This is a genomic window from Frankia sp. R82 (genome assembly GCF_023716925.1).
Taxonomy (GTDB): domain Bacteria; phylum Actinomycetota; class Actinomycetes; order Frankiales; family Frankiaceae; genus Frankia.
The window spans coordinates 19,124-37,392 of the sequence record NZ_JAMQQG010000042.1 but is presented as its reverse complement, the minus strand read 5'-3'; the positions used below and the strand labels follow the sequence as shown (position 1 = coordinate 37,392).

Below are 18,269 nucleotides of genomic sequence, written 5' to 3'. Positions count from 1 at the left end.
CCACCCGCGCTGAACCTGCGGCGGCCGGCGGCGGCGACGGCGCGACGGTGGGTGGCGCGGGCAGGGCGACCGGGGTCCGGGTGGGAGCGGCGTGCCAGTCGCCGGTGCGCCCGCCGGACTTCGACATCACCCGCACGCCGGACAGCTCCGCGCCGGGGTCGACCGCCTTGACCATGTCGTGCAGGGTCAGCCCGGCGACGGTGACGGCGGTCAGCGCCTCCATCTCCACCCCGGTGCGGTCGGCGGTGCGCACGGTCGCGACGATCTCCACCCCGTCGTCACGGACGGTGAGCTCCACCGCCACCCCGGACAGGGCGATCGGATGGCACAGCGGGACGAGGTCCGGTGTGCGCTTCGCACCCATGATCCCGGCGATCCGGGCGGTGCCCAGCGCGTCTCCCTTGGCCACCCCCGGGCCGCGCAGCAACCCGACCACCTCGGACGAGACCAGCAGCATGCCGGTCGCCACGGCGGTGCGTGCCGTCACGTCCTTCGCCGAGACATCGACCATCCGGGCCGTGCCGCGCTCGTCGACATGAGTGAGAGCCGAGCCTGTCATCGGTCGTCCGTCACGTCCGCATCCGTCCAGCCCATGCCGGAGAGAATGGACCGGGAATCGGCGCTGAGCAACAACGCGGTGAGCCGGGTTCCGACCGGTGCCTCGGTGAGCTCCTCGGGCAGGACCAGCAGCGCCTGCGCCGCGGCCAGCGAGGTGAGCTGATGCGAGCCCTGGGCGGCGACGGGATGCGCCACGGGCACGGCGTCGTACCGCCCGTGCGGGCCAGGCCCGTCCAGGCGCACCCGGACGTAGCTGCGCCGCCCGGGCGCCGAACGCAGCGCCGTGCCGACGGTGACCTCGATGGCGGGCAGGCCGGCCGCGGGCAACCCACGCATGCGGGCCAGCGCCGGGCGGACGAACAGGTCGAACGACACCAGGGCGCTCACCGGGTTGCCGGGCAGGGTGAACACCGGCACCCCCTCGACCAGCCCGAACCCCTGGGGCCGGCCCGGCTGCATCGCGACCTGGTCGAACCGGATGCTGCCGGCGCCGGTCAGCACCTCCTTGACCACGTCGTACGCGCCGACGCTCACCCCGCCGGTGGTCACCACCGCGTCGACCTCGGCGAGCACGCCGTAGAAGGACTTGGCAAAGGCATCGGCATCGTCGGACACACCGACGAGTCGGCGCACGGACGCGCCGCACTCACGCACCGCGGCGGCGATGGCGTGGCTGTTGGAGTCGACGATCTGCCCGGGCCGCAGCGGCGAGCCGACCTCGACAAGCTCGCTGCCGGTGGACAGCACGGCGACCCGGGGCCGGGGGTGCACCGGGGGTCGGGCGACGTTCACGGCGGCGAGCAGGCCGATCTGCGCCGATCCGATCACCGTTTCGGCGGGCAGGACCAGCGCCCCGGGCTGGACGTCCTCCCCCGCCCGGCGGATGTGCAGGCCGCGGCGCGCGGCCTGGTACACGGCCACCGAGGAGCTGCCCTCGTCGGTCCACTCGAGCTGGACGACGGCATCCGCTCCGGCCGGCAGCGGCGCGCCGGTCATGATCCGGGCGGCGGCCCCGGGGCGCAGCGGCGCCGGGACACCCGGACCGGCCGGAATGTCGGCTTCGACGGGCAGCACGACGGGCTCCTGCGCGCTGGCCTCGGCGATCTCGGCGGCCCGCACGGCGTAGCCGTCCATCGCGGAGTTGTCGAAACTGGGGACGGCGACCGTGGCCCGCACGTTCGCGGCGAGCACGCAGCCGTGGGCCTGCGCCAGGTCGACGCGCCGTGGTCTGGTCGGTGCCACCGCCGCCAGGATTCGTGCCGTGTGCTCGTCCACCGTCGGCATCGCCGTCAGCCCCCGTCCGTGCGACCAGATTCCCCGGTGGGGCCGGTCACGGGCCGGCGCCCACGGAGCGCGCGCCGGCCGGTTCCGGGGGCGTTCCCGGCCCGCAAGCGGGCCGTCAAGGCTCACCTGAATGCAATCAGCCTTGTCGTGAAGATGACAAGTGGATGAATAGCCACAATCAGGACAGCTCGCCCTTCGGTCCGCCCGCGGCGACGTACTCCTCGATCCAGGGATAGAGCTCCGGGCCGAGATCCGCCCGCTCACACGCCAGCCGGATGACCGCCTTCAGGTAGTCAACCCGGTCACCGGTGTCGTAGCGCCGGCCGGTGAACACCACACCGTGCACGGGCGCGGCGTTCGGGTCCTCCTGCACGCGGCGGGCCAGGGTGCGCAGCGCGTCGGTGATCTGGATCTCCCCGCCGCGGCCCGGCGGGGTCTCCCGCAGCACGTCGAAGATCTCCGGCGCGAGGACGTAACGGCCGATGATCGCCAGATTGCTCGGCGCCTCCTCGACCGGCGGTTTCTCGACCAGGTCCTCGATGCGCACGATGCCGTAGCGGTCGTCCGGACCACTGGGCAGAGAGCGGACCGTCGCGACCCCGTACATCGAGACCTGCTCGCGTGGGACCTCCATCAGCGCGATGACGCTGCCGCCGAACCGCTCCTGCACGGAAAGCATCTCCGCGAGCAGTGGGTCCCGCTCGTCGATGAGATCGTCACCGAGCAGGACGGCGAACGGCTCGTTGCCCACATGGGGGGCCGCGCACAGCACGGCGTGCCCGAGGCCCCGCGGCGACTGCTGGCGCACCGAGTGGACCTCGGCCAACTCCGCCGACGCGCGGACCCGCCGCAGACGGACCTCGTCACCCTTACGTTCGAGTGCTGCCTCGATCTCCGCTTCTCGGTCGAAATGATCCTCGACCGCCTTTTTGCTACGACTTGTGACCAGCAGGACGTCGCGCAGCCCGACCCGTGAGGCCTCCTCCACGACATATTCGATGGCCGGTCGGTCGACAACCGGCAGCATCTCCTTGGGCACCGCCTTCGTCGCCGGGAGGAAGCGGGTCCCCAGACCCGCGGCCGGAATTACCGCCTTCGTCACTGGCATGGACAGACCTTAGCCGGGCTGCAGTTCACCGGCATGACGGTGGCCGTCCTCATACGCAATGCACAGCTCAGAGGATCATCGGACGGATGTTTGTGCTCGGCCGGAGCCCACGGTTGCGCCGCTCGTCCGCCACCGGAGCTCCAGGTACGCCCATCCCGCACCCACCCGCTCCCGCGCTGCGGACGACGCCGACGCGGTTCGGATCCGTCACGAATCGATCTGTGATGTCGCAAACATTGCGGCTCGCATTCGAGTGACGAGGTGATCCCGCCGACCCGGCGTGAGGCCGGCAGCGGCCGGCCTGGGTGCGGCCGGCCTGGGGCGCGGGTCGCTTCCGGATCGATGCCTGCGAGAGGCTGAGTCCGTGCGGGACGAACAGGCCACCATCCGGATCGACCAGGCCAAGCAGCGACTGCGCGTCCGACTGCTGGCCCAGCGCCGGGCTGCGCTGGCAGTGGGGACGACACCGGCGACCGGGGTGCCGGTCGCCGATCCGGCGCTGACCTCGGGTGCGGCGGGAAGGGCGCGCAGTGGTGCCGGGGAGCTTGCCGCCCGGATCCTGGCGCTGCCCGAGGTCGCCGAGGCGCGATGCGTGGCGGCCTACGCGGGGCTGCCGGGTGAGCCCGATCTGGGTGACCTGCTGGACCGGCTGCTGGCCGCCGGCACCCGGGTCCTGCTGCCGGCCCTGCGCACAGATCTTGATCTGGACTTCCGCGAGCATGTCGGCACGCTCGTTCCGGGCGCCCTGGGCACCCGGGAGCCACCGACGGCGGCACCGCTCGGTGATCTCGGCCTGGCCGATGTTGTGATCATCCCCGCGCTGGCCGTCGACCGGCACGGGCGGCGACTCGGCCGCGGCGGCGGCTCCTACGACCGGGCACTCGTCCGGGTGGCCGCGGACGCCGTGGTGATCGCGGTCGTCCACGACCAGGAGCTCCTCGATCATGTTCCCACCGCACCACATGACCGCGGTGTCGACCTTGTCGTCACGCCGAGTCGTATCCTGCGCTGCGGACCGGACGGCGCGACCCGGGAACATCCGGGGCCGTCCTCAGGCTAAAGTTGGCAGTCGTCACTTCTGAGTGCCAACTCCGGGAGGAGTACGTGCCTACCTACCAGTACCGCTGCACCGACTGCGGCCGCGACCTCGAGGTTGTGCAGAGCTTCAGCGACGCGTCACTGACCGAGTGCCCGACCTGTGCCGGGCGACTTCGGAAAGTGTTCGGTTCGGTGGGCGTGGTGTTCAAGGGCAGCGGTTTCTACAAGAACGACAGCCGCTCCAGCTCGTCGGGCGGGTCGACCCAGCAGCGCCCGAAAGAGACCTCCGGGGAGTCGACCACTGCAACCTCGAGTGGGGACGCCTCGTCCAGCAGCAGCGCGTCCTCGACGTCGACAGACTCGTCCTCGTCGGCGGGTGTGACCGCGGGCAGCGGTGCGGCCAGCTCGTCGCCCTCGACCTCGAGTACCGCGGCAGCCTGACCAGCCGAGATCCATCCTGCGGCGCTGCCCGCGCCCGTAGCGTCGAAGGCGCCCGATCCACTGAGATCGGGCGCCTTCGACGTGTCCGGAGCCTGCGTGCGGCCAGCCGGAGTCCCCGTCCACGGCCGATCGCAGCCGGAGCCTGCGCACGGCCAGTCGAGCCCCGCGCACGGCCGAGCTGAACCGACCCACGGCTGTCGACGCCCACGGCACCGCCCGATCGGGCCAGCGGGCGCGGACGGACACGACCCGTGCCACCTACGTCGGCGGCGGTCGACGCCGGCCGGCCGGTATTCGGAGCCGGCCCGACCGAACCACCGGTCATACCGGTGTGTGGTCCTCCCCGCCCGTCCAGGGAGGATGCCTTCCTCGCGCCCATCGTCGGGAGAATGACCGACGGCGCGATTCACCCTGATCACGCAGTTTTTGCCGCATCGACCGGAGTGGCGCCGCGATCGGACGTGCCGACCCGGCGACGCGGCTCAGACCGTCTGGCCCGCGCCGCCGCCACCAGGCAGAACACCTACTGTTTGCGTCGTCGATAGTGCTCCACGATCCACGCGTCTACCTCTCGCTTGCGCCAAACCCGAGTGCCTTTGGCACCACTACCGGTCGGCGCGTTGATGACCTGCAAGGGCGCCGGAAACCGAGTGTCCTTGCGAGTCCAGTAGTCCACCGCCTGCCGAGTGATCTTGAGTTGGAACGCGATGTCCCCGATGCCGACCAACTGCTCACCGTCGTCCACGAGGAACATCGTAACCACTTTGCTCTTCCCCAAGAACCTCGCTAGGGTCTAATTTGCTGGCCAGCAAATTAAGGAGGAGGAAACCATGCACCCCACCGCACGGAACGGACCAGCATGGAACGGACCGGCAGGGAACGACCCGACAAGGCCCGGTCCGGCCCGGCGCGCCGACGAGGTCGGGTCCCTGTTGGACCGCGACGAGGAGTACGACGAGGAACCGATCGGCGATCCACCGATCACGGTCGCGCGCTACCGCGCGGCCATCCGCGCCGTCCTGTCCACCAGGCCATCGGAACCCGCAGTCGTGGCCGCCGCGTGGTCCCAGCGGGAGGCAGATGCCTATCTGGCCGGCAGCAGGGCGGCGCTGCGGCTCGTCGTCGAGGTGCTCGGCCATGCACTCACCTCGCCGCCGCCTACACATGAAAGCTCATGAAGGGCACTGACCGCCGCGGTCCCACACACGGTCCGACGCTCGGCGCCCACCCCGACGGGCCCATTGCATCGGTACTCGACTGCCGACACGCTGGATCGCGGGCCGCGCCGGCGGGAGGCACCGCTCCACCGGATCGGCGGCTCGCTGTCGTGACCGTGCGCCACCACATCCCGAAGGAGAGAGGATGAGCATGACAACACCCCGTGACGACTGGTCCGACGACGAACGCGGTGACGACCGGGAGATCGGATGGGGAGATGAGTCATTGTCCGAGGACGACGACTCCGACATCGTCCGGCTGCTGGACGATGTACCACCGCACCACCTCGACCGCTGAGGCCACCGGCCCGACCACGTGGTTGGGCACGGTTGATACGGAGGCCGGGTGCGGTTAGCGCGGAAAGGTCGAGCGGCCATCCACCATCTCAATTCTTAATCTCATTACCTTTCGGTTCGGGACGTGATCGGCCAATGGCCGACGGCCGAGAGGATCCGCGACGGAATCCGTTATTGCACTGCGGTGGAACTACCGCGGTGCGTCCGCCGCTGTCCGGCTGACGCACCGATCGGGGAGCGCCCGCGTGAGTCGGCCGGATTCATCGCCATCCGAATCCGGCCGGCCCACCTCGACTCAGCTGCGGTGCACGTCCGCGAGCAGGCGGGCGAACGCCGCCGGGGCCTCCAGATGGGCGGCGTGCCCACACCCCGGGATGACCCGAACGGGCAGTTTCAGTCGGTCCTGGAGGACCGCCGCGGCGCGGTGGCGCACGGGCGGCGAGTCCGCGCCGACCGTGATGATGGCGGGGATGGCCCGATCGGGCAGTGGCGCTGGCTCGAACTCGAGGAACATGGCCAGATCCCGCTCGACCGCCCCCGGATCGGACGGTGCGTCCGTCGGCGTCCAGGCGGGGCCGTACAGCGTCCGGGCGAGCGCCGGCACGCCACCCGCGGCATAGGCCGCGGCGACCGGGCCGAGCAGACCCGGCAGCAGGGAGCCGACCGCCGGCTCATGGAGCACCGCGCCGACCAGTGGCGCGCCGGCGGCAAGCAGGGCCAGGCCCAGCGTGGCACCCCCGCTGACCCCGCCGTAGACAGCACCGTCCGTCAGGGGGCGCAGGGCCGCAAGCTCCGCCGGCAGACTGCCGCTGGAGGGCCGGTCCGGCGCGCTCACCTGCCGCCCGGCCAGTTCTCGACGCACCCGCCGCCAGATCGCCCCGGTCGTGGCCGTCCCGTGCACCAGCACCAGCGACGGCAGCGCGACGCCATGCACCGGACCTGGCCGCCCCACGGGACCGGCCTGGTCCCGCCGGGCGATGTCGCCCATCGCCGCGTCCGGCGTCATCGTCGCTCTCCATCCCGACGTCGCTCTGCCCGACGCCCGGCTCACCTGGCGGCACCGACGGATCCGGCGCCCGGTTAACGCGGGCGCAATGACCGTCAGATTGAACGTAACAATTGGGTTGTTGCCGAGGAACGCACAAATCCTTTACGGTCCCAATCATGTACACGGTCCTGTATACAGGTCAGTATGCAACGCCGAGAGAAAGCCCGCCACGGCCGCCGCCCGGCGCTCTCGGGCGGGCTGCGGGCCAGCGCCGCGGCCGGGTCGTCGCCGTGCGCAGGCAGGTGCGTCGTCCGCGCGGACAATGGCGGATGCTCGGCGGTATGACTCCGACGCCCCCCACGGGTCCCATGTCCACGGGCGCCACCGCCGCGGGGCCCGCCGCCGCTCGGTCCGGGTCCACCAGGCCCGCCGCCGGCAACCTGCGCGACCATGCCTACGTCGCTCTACGTAGTCGACTCATGTCCGGCGAGTTCTCCTTCCGGGACCGGCTCACCGAGGAGCGGCTCGCCGCACTGCTCGGGGTGTCCCGCACACCGGTGCGGGAGGCGCTGACCAGGCTGGCTGGCGACGGCCTCGTGGAGAAGCGGCCGGATGGCGGCTACTACCCGGCCGAGCCCGACCTCGGCAGCCTGCGGGATCTTTACGAGATTCGGATCACCCTGGAGCTGCGCGGGCTGTTGCGGGCCGCGGAGATCGGCACGGCCCATGATCCGGAACTGCTCGAGTCGCTGCGGGACGACTGGCGAGCGCTGCGGGAAAGTCCGCCGTCCCCCGACCCGGACTTCGTGGCGCTCGACGAGGATTTTCACCTCACGCTGAGCCGGGCATCCGGCAATACGGAACTGGCGAACCTGCTGGACTCGGTGAACGCCCGAATCCGCCCGGTCAGGATGCACGACTTCGTGACGGCAGACCGCGTCCACCTGACGATCAGCCAGCATCTGGAGATCGTCGACCGGGTACTCGACGGCGATCTCGAGGCCAGTGTCCACGCGCTGCGCCGGCACGTCGGCGAGTCGATGGACGTCGTCGAGAAACGCGCAGCCCGGGCGATCACTCAGATGGTGCTGCGCCGTGGCCGCCCGTCCGGGCGGTTCTGACTCCGGAGCATCCCCGCCAGAAAGGGCCAGATCCGTAGTGACCACCGCCATCCCCGCGGCAGCCATCGCTGCCGTCCCGGCCATCGCTGCCGCTGCCGCCACCGCCACCCCGACCGAGGCGGGCCAGACCCGTCCCGCCGTCGGCGCCGGACCGCCACTGGCGGAGCCCGGACGCCTGGCTGCAGCCGGAACGCTGCGGATCGGCCCGGTCGACGCCGCGCCGTACGCCTGGCCCTTCGACGGATCGTTCAGCCCGGCCACCACGGCCGTGATCAACATCGACTGGCAGGTCGACTTCTGCGGGCCCGGCGGCTACGTGGACGCGATGGGCTACGACCTCTCGCTCACCCGCGCCGGCCTCGCCCCGACGGCGACGCTGCTGGCACTGCTGCGACCGCTGGGCTTTCTCATCGTGCACACCCGCGAGGGCCACCGCCCGGACCTGGCCGACTGCCCGCCGAACAAGCTGTGGCGCTCGAAGCGGATCGGCGCCGGCATCGGCGACCGAGGTCCGCGCGGGCGGATCCTCACCCGCGGCGAGCCCGGCTGGGAGATCGTGCCGGAGGTCGCGCCGATACCCGGCGAAATCGTGATCGACAAGCCCGGCAAGGGCTCGTTCTACGCGACCGATCTGGATCTCGTCCTGCGCCGGCACGGCATCACCCACATCATCCTGACCGGCATCACGACGGACGTCTGCGTGCACACGACGATGCGCGACGCCAACGACCGCGGGTACGAGTGCCTGCTGCTGTCGGACTGCACCGGCGCAACGGATCCGGCCAACCACGCCGCCGCCCTGCACATGGTCACCATGCAGGGTGGGGTCTTCGGGGCGGTGGCGGACTCCGCGGCCGTACGCGGCGCCGTCACCGCCGCCGTGCAGCCGGCCGGCTGACCTGCCGGCCGATGACGACAGACCTGCCGGACGCCCCATCTGCGTCCCGCCCGCCGCAGGCCCTCGACCTTCAGGCGGCGGTGCTGCACGCCGGCTACCGTTGCGGCGCGCTGCGGGTGGGCGAGGTGATCGCCGCCGTGTACGACCGGATCGAGGCACGCGGCGACGATGCCGTGTGGATCTCGCTGGTCCCGCGAGAGCAGGCGATGGCCCGCGCCGCGGCGCTCGACGCGACCCGCGATGCCCTGTTCGGACCGGCGGGCGGCGGGCGGGCCGCATCCGACGAGCCAGCGCCGACGGGGGCGGCGCCGCAGCTGCCTGCCCTGTTCGGGCTGCCCTTCGCGGTGAAGGACAACATCGACGTCGCGGGGCTGCCGACGACGGCCGGCTGCCCGGAGTTCGCCCGCGAACCTGACACGGATGCCCCGGCCGTGGCCGCTCTGCTCGCCGCCGGCGCGGTCTGCCTGGGCAAGACCAATCTGGACCAGTTCGCGACCGGTCTGTCCGGAGCCCGTTCCCCGTATGGCACACCGGTCTCCCCCTTCGACCCGACGATGATCGCGGGCGGGTCGAGTTCCGGGTCCGGGGTCGCGGTGGCGGCCGGGCTGGTGACCTTCGCGATCGGAACCGACACCGCCGGGTCGGGCCGGGTGCCGGCGGCGCTGACCAACGTGGTGGGGATCAAACCGTCCCGGGGGCTGGTCAGCACCCGCGGTCTGGTGCCGGCCTGTCGATCACTGGACTGTCTGAGCGTCTTCGCACTCAGCGTGGCGGATGCTCGGCTGGCCCTGTCGGTGATGGCCGGCTACGACCCGGCCGACCCGTACTCACGCCGACTGCCCGCCGTCACCGCGCTCGGTCAGGGCACCTCGTCGGCGTCCGCGCGGGGTCTGCGGGTTGCCGTGGCCCGTCCGCAGGATCTGGTCTTCTTCGGGGACGACGGCGCCCGTGCCGTGCACGAACACGGACGTGCGCTGCTGCGCGACCTCGGCGCCGAACTCACCCTGGTCGATCTCGAGCCGTTCCTCGCCGCGGGTCGGCTGCTCTACGAGGGGCCGTGGCTGGCCGAACGGTTCGCCTCCGTGGGCGAGTTCGTGCTGGCCCGGCCGGGGGAGGTACATCCCACCGTCCGGGCGGTGATCGAGCCGGGCGCGACGATCACCGGCGTCGAGGTCCACCGTGGCCTGGCTCGGCTGCGAGCGTTGCGCCGTCAGGTGGAACAGCTCTGGCAGGACGTGGACGCCCTGGTGCTGCCGACCGTCCCCACCAGCTACCCGGTCGCCTCGGTGCTGGCCGATCCGATCGGGCTGAACAGCCGCCTGGGTCGCTACACGACCTTCGCGAACCTGCTCGACCTGGCCGCCGTCGCGGTCCCCGTCGGTTTCAGTGGTGGCCTGCCGCACGGGGTGACGCTCATGGCCCCCGCGGGCCAGGACGCCTTCCTGGCCGATCTTGGGGCGCGTCTGCACGCCCGTACCGGCCTGCCGACCGGCGCCACCGATCACCCGCTGGCCCGGCCGGGCCAGGACTTCGTCGACCTGGCCGTGGTCGGGGCGCACCTGAGCGGTCTACCGCTCAACGGCGAGCTGACCCGGACCGGGGGGGTCCTGGTCCGGCGCGATCGGACGCTGCCGTGCTACCGCCTGTTCGCACTGCCCGGTGGACCGCCGCGGCGCCCGGGCCTGCTGCGCACCGCCGAGGGTGGGGCGGCCATTGAGGTGGAGGTCTGGCGGCTGCCGGCGCAGGGGGTCGGGCGGTTTCTGCTCGGCGTCCCGGCACCGCTGGCGATCGGAACCGTCGAGCTCGCCGGCGGGCCGACGCTGGGCTTCCTGTGCGAGTCCGTGGCGGTCGACGGCGCCGAGGACATCACCGCGCTCGGTGGCTGGCGACCGTACCTGGCCATTACCGGTCCACGCCCCGCACCCGTCGACGTACCGTAGGGGGGTATGGATCAGTGGGGGGAGGGCACGGCGGATGCACGGCTACACCGACTCCAAGGACGAGTACACCGCCCGGCTTCGGCGCATCGAAGGGCAGGTCCGCGGCCTGCAGAGGATGATCGCCGAGGACAAGTACTGCATCGACATCCTCACCCAGGTCTCGGCGGCGACCAGGGCCCTGCAGTCCGTCGCGCTTGGCCTGCTCGAGGACCATCTCGCGCACTGCGTGGCTCATGCGGCGGCGGAGGGTGGTCCGGTGGCCGACGAGAAGCTGCGGGAGGCCTCCGCCGCCATCGCCCGGCTGATCCGGTCCTGACCGGCCTCGCGCCGGCTACCGGCCGGCCGGTAGCCGTTGGCGTCCGCACGAGGAGGCGATCCGCTCCCTACCGGGCTGCGTCCTGACGGGTCACGTCCTGACGGGTGGTCTCGCCGCGGTCGACCAGCGCGTCGACCAGATTGGTCAACGCCGGCAGGGCGGTGACGATGGCCGCGCGATCCTGGGAGTCCAGGCGCCCGAGTGCCGAACCCAGCCGGCGCTCGTGGGCCTGCTGCCAGCCACCGAGAGCCTGCGCTCCCGACGGTGTCAGTCGCAGCAGCGCTGCCCGCCGGTCCGCCGGATCTCGTTCCCGGTGCAGGTAGCCGGCGTCGGCAAGGTGCTGTACCAGCGTCGAGACGCTGTTGGGCGCCAGGCGCAGCAGAGCCGCGAGCTCCCCGACCCGTGTCCCGTCCCGCTCGGCCAGACACTGCAACAGCTCGACCTGGGCCATCGGCAACGACTCCCAGGCGTACTCGGTGCGGATGCTGGCCCGCAGCGCCCGGCGCAGTCGGCTCACCACCTCGGTGAGCCGCCGCACGTCCAGGTCGGCGACGATCCGCGCGTCCGGATCGTCGGCCGTTCCCGCCACACCTGCCGACGGCGACGGGGACGGCACCACCAGCACGGGTGGGAGTGGGGGCGGGGAGACCGGCCGGGACTCGCCGCTGTGGTTGCTCATCGGGTCCGCGGCGCACCGGTCGTGGCGAGCGCGCCGAGCCGGTAGCACCGCGGTGCTGTGCAGCGCATCCTGACATCCATTCCGTGGCGGGTCCCCTCGATCAGGGCAGGCTACCTGCCGCCTGGCGCGCGTGAACGCTCGCGCCGGTGGCCGCGACCGGCCAGTGACCCGTGATCTGCCCGGTTCGATGGCTCACCGGTACTCTCATGATGATGAACGATGCCGCGACGGTGGATCCGGCAGCCCGTCCGGAGCGGCTGTGGCTCGACGAGCGCTCGTGGGTTGATGTCACGCGGGGCTGGCTGCGCGGTGCCGACGCGTTGTACGACGAGATGCGAATCGGCCTGCCCTGGCGGCAGGGCACCATGTGGCGCTACGAACGCGAGGTCACCGAGCCTCGGTTGAGCGCCTGGATCGCCCGCGGCGGGCCGGTGCCGTTTCCCCCGCTCACCGAGGCCTACCGGGCGCTGCGCCGCACCTACGGGGTCGACTTCGACGGCTTCGGCCTGTCGCTGTACCGGGACGGCAACGACGCCGTCGCCCTGCACCGCGACCGGGAGATGCGCTGGCTCGACAACACGATCATCGCCATCCTCACGCTGGGCGCGCGGCGGCCGTTCCTGGTGAAGAACCGTCATCTTGCCCCAGGTCGGCGACTGCTCAACGACCCCCACGGCCCCGGCGGGCAGGACCTGGCCCCGGCCGGCGGCGATCTGATCGTGCTCGGTGGACGAGCGCAGGCCGACTGGCTGCACGGAGTGCCCCGGGTACGGGGTCACGTCGGGGGGCGGATCTCGGTGCAGTGGCGGTGGACGTCGCGGACCGGGCGGCCCGAGCAGGGGCCCGGCTACGGCGCCGCCCGCCACTTCAGCCGCTGACGTCCACCCGTCGGCGTGAGGTCAGCCGGCTCGTCAGCTCCACCATCGCCAGAATCGGACGCCACCGGCCCCGCCGTCCAACGTTGCGCCGAGCGGGTTCCCGCTGGTTGGCTTCCTGCTGACCGGGGCAGTCGGACACGCCACTCGCCTCGGACGTGCCGCTGGCCTCGGACGTGCCAACGACCTCGGACGTATCAAGGGCACCGGAGGTATCAAGGACACCGAAGGTGTCGGAAGCATCGGCTGGACCGCACGCCCCTGGTACATCGGCCATGACCGCGGCGACGGTCAGGAGCACGTCGTCGACCAGGATCAGGAGGTCGCTGGTGGACGGCCCGGACTCCGCTGACCCGTCTGGCGCGTCCGCAGTGGGCAGGACGAGAAGATCCGCGACGCCGGTCCCGACCGGCACCGCGGCCGCGACCGGCACCGCGGCCGCGACCGGCGCGGCAGCCCCGACCAGTGCCGTAGTCGCAGCCGGCACCGCAGCCCTGCCGGGAAGCGCCGTGGCTGCGACCGGCACCGTGGCTACGACCGGCGTGATGGCTTTGGTCGGCGTGGAGACCTGCGCGAGGGCGAACTGGGCGGCACGCGACCCGACGCGCTGGGTCGGCAGTTCGTCCAGCAGGCTGCGATCGACCTGCGCACGGCCGACGGCGGCGAGGTCCGCCTGCTGCGGCAACTCGGCCTGGTCTGCGGACGTGGGCTGCGCCGGCACTGCCTGCTCGAGCCCGACGATCTCGGCGAGCTCGCCGAACAGCTCGCCGGCCGTGGGCCGATGCCGGGGATCCTTACCCATGGCGGCCGCGACCACCTCACGTAGCGCCGGCTCCAGAACGGACAGATCCGGTTCGGCGTAGACCACTCTCTGTAGCATCGCCCGCCGCGGGCCACCGCCGAACGGCGACCGACCGGTCGCCGCGTACAGCAGGACGCCGCCCCAGGTGAATACGTCGGACTCGACGGTGGCGGCTCGACCGAGAATCTGTTCCGGGCTCAGGTAGGAAAGATTTCCGACTCCCCGACCGGACTGACCGGGACGATCCGTCGAAAAAGTGTTCAGAACTCGGGCAAGACCAAAGTCGACCAGCCGCAGACCGTGCCGGGAAAGAACCAGGTTGGTGGGTTTCAGATCAGTGAAGGCGAGGCCATGGCGGTGCAGGGTGGCAAGAGCCGCAGCCAGGCCGAGCGCGAGCCGAGCGGTGTCGGCGGCCGACAGCGGCCCCTCGTCCTCGACGCTGGCGGCCAGGGTCGGCGCATCCACGTACTCGACGACGACGTATGGCGGGTTGGCCGTGATGTCCGCACCCAGCACGGTGGCCAGACAGAACGGGTTCAGCCGGCGCAGGCGTTCGATGTCGGTCACCAGGCGCTGGCGGAACCAGGGGTCCCGACCGAGATCTGTGGGGATCATCTTGATCAGGACCAGGCGGCCGTCCTCGTTACGTCCAAGAAACACCGCGCCGCTGCCGTTATCGGCGATCCTACGGTCAATCTCATAGGGACCGACGGCGGCCGGATCAATCGCGGTGGATCCATAGGGAGTGCGCCTGGCCATTGCCATACGACGAAACCTCCTACGGCGGAAAAGCCGGCCGCACGGGGCACGGCTGCGGATCTGCCCGACAAATCCATGCTATCGGCGCTGACCGAAGTCGGCCGGCGCAACGATTTGGTGCATGCTCCCTGGTGACCTTCGACACCCCCGACAAGACCATACGGAACAGACGGTTGGCGGTGACGGAAGGGCAGGTTCAGCACTCGCCGCGTCACCATGACCGACGTTCCGTAGAGGATTCCGAGCAGACAGGCACCACCGCCCGCGGTCAGCACCGACGAGGAGGGCCGCCGGGATGTGACGGACTCCATCAGCCGTCGGCACGACCCGTACGGCCAGCTCACCCGCACGGATCAGGCGCTCACACCCGCGCGGGGGTACCCACCGCACACACCGGCGTGCCCGCCCGAGCGGGGTTGGTGCGCACGCCCGAGCCGGATCAGGTGTTGGCGGAGCGGGCGAACGGCTGCAGCCGGGCGACGAGCCCTCGGACCTCGGCTCCGGCGGCCGCGAGCCGCTCCTCCGGGGTGGCCTCGCCGCTGCCCTCCAGCAGGACATCCAGCGCGATCAGCCGCTCGGCGACCTCGGTCATCAGATCGAAGTCCCGCACCCGCTGATGGGCTAGCTCGGACAACCGCTCGTTCTTTTCGAACAGCTCGACGAAGACGCTGACCTTCGCGCGCAGCAGCCACGGGTCAAACGGCTTCGCAATGTAGTCGACCGCGCCCACGGCGTACCCGCGAAAGGCATGGTGGGGCTCGCGGTCGATCGCCGTCAGAAAGATGATCGGCGTGTCCCGGGTCCGCCCCCGCTGCTTGATCCGATGAGCCGTCTCAAAACCGTCCATTCCGGGCATCTGTACATCGAGCAGGATCACTGCGAAGTCGTCGACGAGCAGCCGCTTGAGCGCCTCCTCGCCGGACGATGCCGTCACCAGATCCTGGTCCAGCGAGGCGAGAATCGCCTCCAGGGCCATCAGATTGTCGGCACGGTCGTCGACCAGCAGGATCTTGCTGCGGGGTCGCTCCGTGGTCGGCCCGCCTTCGCCGTCGACGAAACCGCCGGTCCGCTCGGTCACCCGCCTGCCTCCTCCTTCGCGGTCGCCCTGCCGACCGGCGCGGTCGCCCTGCCGGTCCGTAATGGGCGTGGCCACCCCACCACCATCGCCGATTGCCCGGGGAAGCGTTGCACCGCCCCACCGATACACGCCCGAATGGGCACCATACGCGATCTGATCAACACAGATGCGCGCGCATCACCCCGAGGAGGTGTTCCAGGTCGACGGGCTTGGTGATGTAGTCCGACGCGCCAGCGGTAATGCTCTTCTCCCGATCTCCGGGCATGGCCTTCGCGGTCAGCACAAGGATCGGCAGGTCCGCGAACGCCGACATGTCGCGGATCATCGAGGTGGTCTCGTTGCCGTCCATGCCGGGGAGCATGACGTCCATCAGGACGAGGTGCACCGGTCCGGTGTCCTGCTGCAGGGTACGGATCGCGTCGTGGCCGTTGTCGGCGTAAAGCACCCGCATCCCGTACATCTCCAGGGCGCTGGTCAGCGCGAACACGTTGCGGACGTCGTCGTCCACGACGAGCACCGTCGTGTCGACCAGCGGGTCCGGCCCCTCGAGGGTGTCGGCGGATGCCCGTCCGACCAGATCGGCGGGTTCGGTCAGGAACGGGATGCCGGTGTTCTCGGTCGACCGCCAGGTGGTGGCCCCGTCCGTGGTACCAGACCCGGACCGACCGGTCACCACAACCCCGTCGGCGTCAGCCCCACCACCGGAACCGGTTCCACCGCCCGAGCCGGCGCCGCTCGCACCTGAGCCCGGCCCCGAGCCGCGCGAGGACCACACGGTGTGCACGCCGTTCGAGCCAGCGGCGCCCGTCCCAGCAGCGCCCGTCCCAGCAGCGCCATGGACGACCGGACCGGGCACGATCCCGGTGCCGGCGGGAAGCTCCGGCATCGGGACGGCAGCGCGCTCGAGCGCGGCCGGCAGCTCGCCACCCGCGCCCGAAAGCGTGGCGGGCAGCAGCTCGCCCACGGCGCGTCCCGAGCCGCCGTCGGCCGCCCCGACGATCATGAGGACGTCGTCCGGCTCGCCGGGGGTGATGCCGAACGCCGGCATCTGCGCGAGTGGCACCGACGGCAGGTACAGCGTGAACGTACTGCCGTGCCCGACCACGCTGGACACCGCGATCGAACCACCGAGCAGGCGGGCGATCTCCTTGGAGATGGACAGGCCGAGGCCGGTGCCGCCGTAGCGGCGCGAGGTGGTGCCATCGGCCTGCTGGAAGGCCTCGAAGATCATGCGGAGCTTCTCCGCGGCGATCCCGATCCCGGTGTCGCTGACCGCGAACGACAGCACGGTGCCCGCCGAGCGCAGGTGGCTCGCCAGGTGCGGGGTGTCGGGCCGGGCGAGGGTGACGTCGAGCCGGACGGTGCCGCTGTCGGTGAACTTCACCGAGTTGGACAACAGATTCTTGAGCACCTGCTGCAGGCGCTGCTCGTCCGTGACGAACTCGTCTGGGACGTCGGCGGCCAGACTGACCTCGAACGCGAGCCCCTTCTCGTCCGCGACGGGCCCGAAGACGGTGGCGACCGCATCGCACAGCGCCCCGGTGCGCACCGTGGTGGCGTCCACGTCCATCTTGCCGGCCTCGACCTTGGACAGGTCGAGGATGTCGTTGATCAGGCCGAGCAGCTCCGAGCCCGCGGAGTGGATCGTCTCGGCGAAGTCGATCTGCTTGCGGGACAGGTTGCGGTCGGGGTTGTCGGCGAGCAGTTTCGCAAGGATCAGCAGGCTGTTGAGCGGGGTGCGCAGCTCGTGGCTCATGTTCGCCAGGAACTCGGTCTTGTACTGCGAGGACAGCGCGAGCTGCTCGGCCTTCTCCTCCAGGCCGATCCGGGCGAGCTCGATCTCGCGGTTCTTGTCCTCGAGCAGTGCCGCCTTCTCCTCCAGCTCGTTGTTGGTGCGCTGCAGCTCGACCGACTGCGACCGCAGCTCCTGGGTGAGCCGCTGCGACTGGGCCAGCAGCTCCTCCGTTCGGGCGTTCGCCATGATCGTGTTGAGCACGACGCCGATGGTGTCGACGAGCTGGTCGACCAGGATGAGATGCAGCTCGGAGAACGGGGTGAACGACGCGAGCTCGATCACCCCGAGGACCTGGTTCTCGAACACGACCGGGACGACGACCAGATCGCAGGGGGGCGCCTCGCCGAGCCCGCTGCGGATGTTGAGATAGCCGGCGGGCACGTGTTCGACCCGGATGCGGTTGCGCTCGAGCGCCGCCTGGCCGATCAGGCCCTCGCCGAACAGGAACGTGCCGTCCGAGCGGCGCCGCGGGACCGAACCGTAGCCGGCGACGTAACGCAGCTTGTCGCCCTCGATGAAGTCCAGCAGGTAGACGGTGCCGTGCTGGGCGCCGACCGCCGGCGCCATCTCGCTTATGATCATCTGGCAGACCGCGTACAGGTCGCGCTGGCCCTGCATCTTGCCGCCGATGCGGGCCAGGTTCGACTTCAGCCAGTCCTGCTGCGCGTTGACCTCGGTGGTCTCGCGCAACCGGGCGATCATCTGGTTGATGTTGTCCTTGAGCTCGGCGACCTCACCCTCGGCCTCCACCGTGATGGACCGGGTCAGGTCACCGCGGGTGACAGCGGTGGACACGTCACCGATGGCGCGCAGCTGGATCGTCAGCGTCGTCGCGAGCTGGTTGACGTTGTCGGTCAGGTCCTTCCAGGTGCCGGCCACCCCGGCGACCGTCGCCTGGCCGCCGAGCTTGCCCTCGACGCCGACCTCCCAGCCGACCCGGGTGATCTCCGCGGCGAACGAGGAGAGCTGGTCGACCATCGTGTTGACGGTGTCCTTGAGCTCGGCGATCTCGCCCTGCGCCGAGACGGTGATCTTCTGTGACAGATCGCCGCGGGCCACCGCGGTGGTCACCAGG

18 protein-coding genes are annotated in these 18,269 nt (G+C 71.0%); 9 read left to right on the top strand and 9 right to left on the bottom strand.

Translation table 11 applies throughout. The features are described 5' to 3' along the window. From moaC to galU, 3 genes are all read right to left on the bottom strand, one after another. A partial coding sequence (gene moaC, locus ND747_RS10600) for a cyclic pyranopterin monophosphate synthase MoaC (RefSeq protein ID WP_251733334.1) occupies positions 1 to 559 on the bottom strand: 559 nt, incomplete at its 3' end. After that, positions 556 to 1,842 (bottom strand): gephyrin-like molybdotransferase Glp, encoded by a 1,287-nt coding sequence (gene glp / locus ND747_RS10595; protein ID WP_251733333.1) that lies wholly within the window; start codon positions 1,840 to 1,842, stop codon positions 556 to 558. The genes glp and moaC, both read right to left, overlap by 4 nt. Before the next feature lie 178 nt (positions 1,843 to 2,020). Next, positions 2,021 to 2,950: a UTP--glucose-1-phosphate uridylyltransferase GalU gene (gene galU / locus ND747_RS10590; protein WP_251733332.1), complete on the bottom strand. Its 930-nt coding sequence runs from the start codon at positions 2,948 to 2,950 to the stop codon at positions 2,021 to 2,023. Between the two features lie 364 nt (positions 2,951 to 3,314). Between galU and ND747_RS10585 the strand changes: the two genes are divergently transcribed. Continuing rightward, positions 3,315 to 4,010, top strand: a complete 696-nt coding sequence (locus ND747_RS10585; protein WP_251733331.1) for a 5-formyltetrahydrofolate cyclo-ligase — start codon at positions 3,315 to 3,317, stop codon at positions 4,008 to 4,010. A 44-nt stretch (positions 4,011 to 4,054) separates the two neighbouring features. Further along, the gene (locus ND747_RS10580; RefSeq protein WP_251733330.1) at positions 4,055 to 4,429 is read left to right on the top strand and encodes an FmdB family zinc ribbon protein; all 375 of its coding nucleotides are present in this window, start codon (positions 4,055 to 4,057) and stop codon (positions 4,427 to 4,429) included. A gap of 523 nt (positions 4,430 to 4,952) precedes the next feature. Here the strand turns inward: ND747_RS10580 and ND747_RS10575 are convergent. Beyond that, on the bottom strand, positions 4,953 to 5,183 hold the full coding sequence (locus tag ND747_RS10575) for a hypothetical protein (RefSeq protein ID WP_251733329.1): 231 nt from the start codon (positions 5,181 to 5,183) through the stop codon (positions 4,953 to 4,955). A gap of 76 nt (positions 5,184 to 5,259) precedes the next feature. On the opposite strand from ND747_RS10575, the gene ND747_RS10570 reads away from it, so the two are divergent. Next, positions 5,260 to 5,607 carry a hypothetical protein gene (locus ND747_RS10570; protein WP_251733328.1) on the top strand — a complete coding sequence of 116 codons (348 nt, stop codon included), beginning with the start codon at positions 5,260 to 5,262 and terminating at the stop codon, positions 5,605 to 5,607. A gap of 184 nt (positions 5,608 to 5,791) precedes the next feature. Further along, a complete protein-coding gene (locus tag ND747_RS10565; protein ID WP_251733327.1) occupies positions 5,792 to 5,944 on the top strand; it encodes a hypothetical protein in 153 nt (50 codons plus the stop codon). Positions 5,945 to 6,238: 294 nt separating this feature from the next. Here the strand turns inward: ND747_RS10565 and ND747_RS10560 are convergent, their stop codons facing one another. Continuing rightward, entirely contained in the window at positions 6,239 to 6,949 is a 711-nt protein-coding gene (locus ND747_RS10560; protein ID WP_251733326.1) for an alpha/beta fold hydrolase, read from the bottom strand. Positions 6,950 to 7,299: 350 nt separating this feature from the next. Here ND747_RS10560 and ND747_RS10555 point away from each other — a divergent pair, with 350 nt between their 5' ends. The 4 genes from ND747_RS10555 to ND747_RS10540 all read left to right on the top strand — a co-directional run bounded on the left by ND747_RS10555 (position 7,300) and on the right by ND747_RS10540 (position 11,206). Beyond that, entirely contained in the window at positions 7,300 to 8,052 is a 753-nt protein-coding gene (locus ND747_RS10555) for a GntR family transcriptional regulator (protein ID WP_251733325.1), read from the top strand. A gap of 157 nt (positions 8,053 to 8,209) precedes the next feature. After that, positions 8,210 to 8,950, top strand: a complete 741-nt coding sequence (locus ND747_RS10550; RefSeq protein WP_251733336.1) for a cysteine hydrolase family protein — start codon at positions 8,210 to 8,212, stop codon at positions 8,948 to 8,950. An 11-nt stretch (positions 8,951 to 8,961) separates the two neighbouring features. Continuing rightward, entirely contained in the window at positions 8,962 to 10,890 is a 1,929-nt protein-coding gene (atzF, locus tag ND747_RS10545; protein WP_251733324.1) for an allophanate hydrolase, read from the top strand. Between the two features lie 34 nt (positions 10,891 to 10,924). Continuing rightward, positions 10,925 to 11,206, top strand: a complete 282-nt coding sequence (locus ND747_RS10540) for a metal-sensitive transcriptional regulator (protein ID WP_163547498.1) — start codon at positions 10,925 to 10,927, stop codon at positions 11,204 to 11,206. Between the two features lie 67 nt (positions 11,207 to 11,273). Here the strand turns inward: ND747_RS10540 and ND747_RS10535 are convergent, their stop codons facing one another. Further along, positions 11,274 to 11,885 carry a MarR family winged helix-turn-helix transcriptional regulator gene (locus ND747_RS10535; RefSeq protein WP_251733323.1) on the bottom strand — a complete coding sequence of 204 codons (612 nt, stop codon included), beginning with the start codon at positions 11,883 to 11,885 and terminating at the stop codon, positions 11,274 to 11,276. A gap of 206 nt (positions 11,886 to 12,091) precedes the next feature. On the opposite strand from ND747_RS10535, the gene ND747_RS10530 reads away from it, so the two are divergent. Continuing rightward, positions 12,092 to 12,763: an alpha-ketoglutarate-dependent dioxygenase AlkB gene (locus ND747_RS10530; RefSeq protein ID WP_251733322.1), complete on the top strand. Its 672-nt coding sequence runs from the start codon at positions 12,092 to 12,094 to the stop codon at positions 12,761 to 12,763. Here ND747_RS10530 and ND747_RS10525 read toward each other — a convergent pair. From ND747_RS10525 to ND747_RS10515, 3 genes are all read right to left on the bottom strand, one after another. Continuing rightward, positions 12,753 to 14,327 carry a serine/threonine-protein kinase gene (locus ND747_RS10525; RefSeq protein ID WP_251733321.1) on the bottom strand — a complete coding sequence of 525 codons (1,575 nt, stop codon included), beginning with the start codon at positions 14,325 to 14,327 and terminating at the stop codon, positions 12,753 to 12,755. The genes ND747_RS10530 and ND747_RS10525 overlap by 11 nt on opposite strands. A gap of 433 nt (positions 14,328 to 14,760) precedes the next feature. Next, positions 14,761 to 15,399 (bottom strand): two-component system response regulator, encoded by a 639-nt coding sequence (locus tag ND747_RS10520; protein WP_251733320.1) that lies wholly within the window; start codon positions 15,397 to 15,399, stop codon positions 14,761 to 14,763. Between the two features lie 157 nt (positions 15,400 to 15,556). Then, a partial coding sequence (locus ND747_RS10515) for an ATP-binding protein (RefSeq protein WP_251733319.1) occupies positions 15,557 to 18,269 on the bottom strand: 2,713 nt, incomplete at its 5' end.